Source organism: Desulfuromonadaceae bacterium (genome assembly GCA_019429445.1).
GTDB lineage: Bacteria > Desulfobacterota > Desulfuromonadia > Desulfuromonadales > JAHYIW01 > JAHYIW01.
This window is the reverse complement of sequence record JAHYIW010000057.1, coordinates 1-5,428: the sequence shown is the minus strand read 5'-3', so window position 1 is coordinate 5,428 and position 5,428 is coordinate 1. Positions and strand designations below refer to the sequence as shown.

At 54.6% G+C, this 5,428-nt stretch carries 3 protein-coding genes; all 3 read right to left on the bottom strand.

Translation table 11 applies throughout. The annotated features are described in order from the left end of the window. The coding region (locus K0A93_13475; protein MBW6513099.1) for an outer membrane lipoprotein-sorting protein at positions 1–413 on the bottom strand (413 nt) is incomplete at its 3' end. Positions 414–433: 20 nt separating this feature from the next. Beyond that, positions 434–3,418 (bottom strand): MMPL family transporter, encoded by a 2,985-nt coding sequence (locus K0A93_13470; protein MBW6513098.1) that lies wholly within the window; start codon positions 3,416–3,418, stop codon positions 434–436. Positions 3,419–3,680: 262 nt separating this feature from the next. Beyond that, entirely contained in the window at positions 3,681–5,273 is a 1,593-nt protein-coding gene (gene serA, locus K0A93_13465) for a phosphoglycerate dehydrogenase (GenBank protein ID MBW6513097.1), read from the bottom strand. Between the last annotated feature and the right edge of the window lie 155 nt (positions 5,274–5,428).

The following is a 5,428-nucleotide window of genomic DNA, read 5'->3' as shown; positions in this document are numbered from 1 at the left end:
CCCGAAACATCTTCGTAATAAAAGTCAGAACCGACAAAGCTGGTCCGCTTGTCCCCCGGTGCGATGCGCTTTTTCAAGTTCAGCGCGGGGAGCCAAAGCCAACGATCATCTTCCCTGGCGACATTTTTCCAGACCAGAAAGGCCATCTTGTAGACATCCGCTGGCGCTTCGAAATAGACGTAAAATTTTTGGTCGTCATGCGGTAAATCCTTGCGCAGGATAACAAACTCGCGTGAACGCTCCCCGCCGTCGGCAGCGGTGATCGTCATTTTGACGTGCGCCCGGCCATCCTCCCCCGCGTAGTAGGACGCCTGGTTTGCCAACGTAACAATCTCATCGGCGCTCGGTGCGGCAAGCACCGACGTACCCGCGATCAGGATCAGAGCAATGGTCAGCATCAGCGTTTTTTTCATCAGCAACCCTTTCTCCGGATTCAGGCATCCGGTTCGTTTTTAAATATTTTTCGCCGTAACGGCGTCATCAACGCGGGAAGCAAAAAGAGCGTCCCGAGCCACGAAACGGCCATGATCGCCGCCAGGAAGAACCCGACAGTTTTGTACGGCACCAGGGGGGCCAGCAACAACGGCGTAAAACCGACCGAAATCACAATCGCATTACGGCTGATCGCCATTGCCGGTTCCTTGAACATATGCGTACTCGCCGCCTGCCAGCTGCCCAGTTCGCGCTGCAAGTCACGCGCGCGCTGCAAAAAGTGAATCGCAAAATCGATGCTCATCCCCAGCGTCAAGGCGGAAAGGATCGCCACCGGCATGTCGTAATCCTTGCCGATCAGACCGATCACACCGTAAATCAAGGCAATCGTCACGCTCAACGGCAACATCGACAACAGGCCATAGAGCGGCGAGCGGAACAGGAGCATCATCATCACCAGAACCACGATGAAGCTGCTGCCGAGCGACCACATCATCCCCGTGACCATTTTGTTCTGCCAGACAACGTTCAGATACGTCAACCCGGCCCAGGCGATATGCAAGTCAACTGGCGGCGGATTAGCGGCGACAAACTGCTCAACATCGCGTACCACCTTCTCCATATCCTGATTGTCACCACTGGTTAACTGTACCCACAGATTCGCCTCACTGTAGTCCCTGGTCAGCAGATGAAAAAGGCTGTCTTTTTTCTTCATTCCTTCCAGTTGCACGAACACCTGGCCAACCGCCGCCGCACTGTCCGGAACAGCGAAATGACGCCTGTTGGTCATTGCAAAAGCTGCTTGTTCCTGAACAGTGGCTCCCTCAGGAGGGGCGACATAACTGATCTCAAAGGCCGCTTTTTTCAGTGCATCGACGGCGGAGGTGGTCTTGCCAACCATCTCATCGGTCAGCAGATGTTGCTGGATTTTTTCAATATAACGCAACAATTCCGGTTGTTTGAAAAGTGGTGCAGTGAGCTCCGCCTCCATTTCAAAGACAAAGTCCGTGAATGACAAGTTGGCAAATCCGTCCGCAATCCGTAACGCCTGGCTGCGTAATGGCTCCCCCTGCAATGTTCGGTAATGGTCGAGTTGCGCAAAGAGAATTTTCAACTCTGCATCCCCGACTCCTGCACTGCCACGCAGTTGCTGCCGCAACGTGTTGAGCGTCAACCCGGTGCTGTTCAGATAGTTGATTTCATCGGCCAGCGCGTTCCACGAAGTCGTGGCTCCGCCATCAATCCGTTTTGCGGCATTGACCAGTTCCACAAAAACTTCCTGGGGGTTACTCCCCGCCGCAGTTGTATAATGACTGCGCAGTTGGCTAAGAACTGCAAGGAATTCTGCGGTGGCCTCAGGGAAGATGGTGCCGAAACGTTCCTTGACAGCCACCGCCAGCAACCCGGTTTTCTCTTCACAGCTACATTGATCAGGCCGCACCGCACTGAAGGTCAGATAGGCGGTGTACGTCCCCCCAAAGTGCTTGTTAAGCACCCGGTCAGCAACCTGGATCGGGTGCTCGGGGGAGAACCATTTGACCGGATTGTCGTTCACCTGAATACGATTTATGCCGTAAGCCGAGACAGCGAGGATCGCCAGGGTCATCACGATGATCAGCTTCCACTGCTGACAACTGAAACGACCAAGCCACACCAGACTGCGGCTCATCGAACCGGACTTCACAGCGCCAGCTCCTTCGTGCGGCACAAGGCTTTGCAGCCGCGATTCCGGCACGGCGAGCATGATGTATGCGGGGATCAGCGTCATGCTCAGCAGCCAGGCGACAGCGACACCGAATGCCACGTGCAAACCGAATACCTGCACCGGCGGGATGGGCGTGGTTGCCAACGATGCAAACCCGGCCATCGTCGTCAGAGTGGTAAAAAGCATGGGCCGGAACAGGTGGCCGATGACATAACGTACGGTCTCTCTTTTATTACCAAAGCGCGGGTAGAGATCGAAAAATTCACTGAGGATGTGAACCGCGTCGGCGACCGCGATCGGCATCAGAAAGATGGCGATCATCGAACTCATGATATGCACGTCGTACCCGAGTCCGATCAACAGTCCCATGGTACAGACAACACTCACCACCGCCACCAGCATCGGCGCAATGACCAGCAACAGCTTGCGAAAGAAAAACAGCAGCAGCAAAAAGATCATCAGACCGGCCAGCGGTGCCGACGTCGCCATCTGCACCAGCATTTCAATCCCGAACGTGTCTTCAGCCACCGGCAGGCCGGTAATCAACAGCTGATCATTCTCGGGCCAATCGGCAGTCAACGCGCGGACCAGCGCGGCGACATTGTAACTGTAGGTCTTCTCGGTAATCGGGATATAAAGGCAAATCGCCTTTTCATCTTCCGCAACCAGCGTCCCGGAATAAAGCGGGTTATTCATCGCATCGTCACGGATTGTCAACGCCTCGGCGCGGGAGGTGGGAGGTCGCTCCATCAAATATTCGAGTTTCAGGGCACCGAGATCCGCCTGTTTGATATTATCAACCACACTCGGCGCAATCAGCTCACGTCCGATAATCGCGCTGCGTCCCTGCGCGTCAAACAGGCGGTTCGGATCGTGATTGAACGCTTTGTTGAGGATCCGCTGCCAGGCGCTTTGCGGCGTCAGATCGATGCGGCGCGCCTCTTCGGGGAGATCGATCAAGGGCAGACCATCAGCGCCCTGACGCAGATGCAACAGCTCATTGGTCAGGCGGTGAATGCGCCCGAGGGTTTCAACATTAAAGATGCCGTCGCTGTGCTCCTCGTTAACGATACCGACAATGACAAAATCGTAGAGGCTGTACTTTTCCTTCACCTGATCGTGGAACACCCGCACATATTCATCTGCGGCCAACATGTTTTCCGGGTCGTTGTCGAATTTTACCTGCGGAAACTGGCTGCCGAAAAAGATAACGGCGATCACTGTCAGGGCAACAATCAGCCAGGGACGCTTGAGACTGAAGTTGGTAAGGGTGAGATTCATGGTTGCCATCCTTTGCATGAACAAACTATATTCAAAAAATAATATATATAAGAATAATATTTTGTCAAATCATTTTTGACCTGCCAATATGAGTCTACTTTAACACCTGAATCGCGTCAACGGGCGGGGCAGAATCTTCGCTGCGTCTTTCGGGCTACACCAGGAGGAGACACAACAGCAGCTATGCAGCAACGGCTGCTGTTGTGTCTGTGGAGATATGAAGTGGAGACGCTTGCCAGCTGTCGCACAAGCATCCTTTTCGTTACTGCGGCATATACACAAGTTTGATGAACCGTGCGCCAATCGATTGTTGCAATTTGTCAAGGGTCGCTTCGTCAGCCGGGGTGTCGATCGACAACACCACCATTGCCTCTCCCCCCTTGGCGCGGCGGCCAAGATTCATCGATCCGATATTGATCCCGGCATCACCCAGAGTGGTGCCGATCCGCCCGATCAGCCCGGGTTGGTCTTCGTAATGGAGCACCAGCATGTGTTCTTCCGGCTGGAAGTCGGTGTCGAAATCACGGAGCCTGACGATCTTCGGGGTTCCTTCAAACATGGTTCCGGAGATCGTCCGTTTCCCCTCCGGCGTTTCGAGCACCAGGGTGATCAGATTGGAAAAGAAGCTCGGTTCGGTCGAACGCGACTCTTCTACCGCCAGACCACGCCGCTTGGCAACGACGTTGGCATTGACCATATTGACTTCCTGGTCGGTACAGCGATTCAGCAACGCCGCCAGGCCGGCAACGGTAATCGGTGCGCAGTCGTATTCGGCGAGTTTACCGGTATAGCTGAAATGGACCTTGTTCGGATTGACCGAAGCCAGCTGGGAAATAAACTCTCCCAACTTGGCCGCCAGCAGCATATAGGGTTTCATCTGATCCATCAGTGCAGGGTCGAAACGAGCGATATTCACTGCATTCTCCACCGGCTTGCCATCGAGATAATTAACAATTTCCCGACTGACATCGACCGCTACATTCTGTTGGGCCTCAAAGGTGTTGGCGCCCAGATGCGGGGTGACCACCATCTTCGGATGGGCAATCAGCCGTTTCAACAGTGCCGAGTCGGGCGGTTCAGCGCTCCAGACATCGAAAGCCGCTCCGGCAACCTTGCCACTATCGAGGGCCGTCAGCATCACTGCCTCGTTGATGATACCGCCCCGTGCGCAATTGACAATCATCACCCCGTCTTTCATGCGCGCAAAATGCTCGGCGGAAAGCATGTCGCGGGTTTCGTCGTTAAGCGGGGTATGCACCGAAATCACATCGGCCTGAGCGACCAGCTCGTCGAGACTGACCAGCCGGGTGCCATGATCTTCGGCGCGCTTCTCACTGATATAGGGATCATGAACGATGACTTCCATCTCGAAGGCGCGGGCACGACGGGCGACCCGCCCCCCCACCTTGCCAAGGCCGATGATTCCCATCGTGCGGTTCTTCAGCTCATGCCCGGTAAAGGGGGCGCGCTGCCATGCTCCGCTCTTGAGACTGGCGTTGGCCGGGGCAATATTGCGACACATTGCCAGCAGCAGTGCCATCGAGTGTTCAGCCGCAGAATTGGTATTGCCGAACGGAGCATTGACAACAATAATCCCCCGTTCGCTCGCCGCAGGCACATCTACATTGTCGATGCCGACCCCGGCGCGGGCGATAATTTTAAGTTTGGTGGCATGTTCCAGCAATGCGCTGTCAATTTGCGTACCGCTGCGGGTAATGATCGCATCGTAAGCGCCGATCGCACGGTGCAACTCGTCCCGGCTCAGATTAAGCCGAACATCAACCTCGATGCGCGGATCATCGAGGATCGGCTGAAGCCCTTTTTCTGAAATTTCGTCGGTAATAATTACTTTCATCTTTGCCCCTTTTAGATCCGTTTAAAACCTAGGAGCCTGTCCGAGAATGAATGACCGGCTGCAAACCCAGCTGTTTGGCTCATATTTCAGCTCCTTTTTGCCCCATAGCTACGGCTATGAGGCTGCAAATGAGCTAAAATCTGCCCTCAAACTTC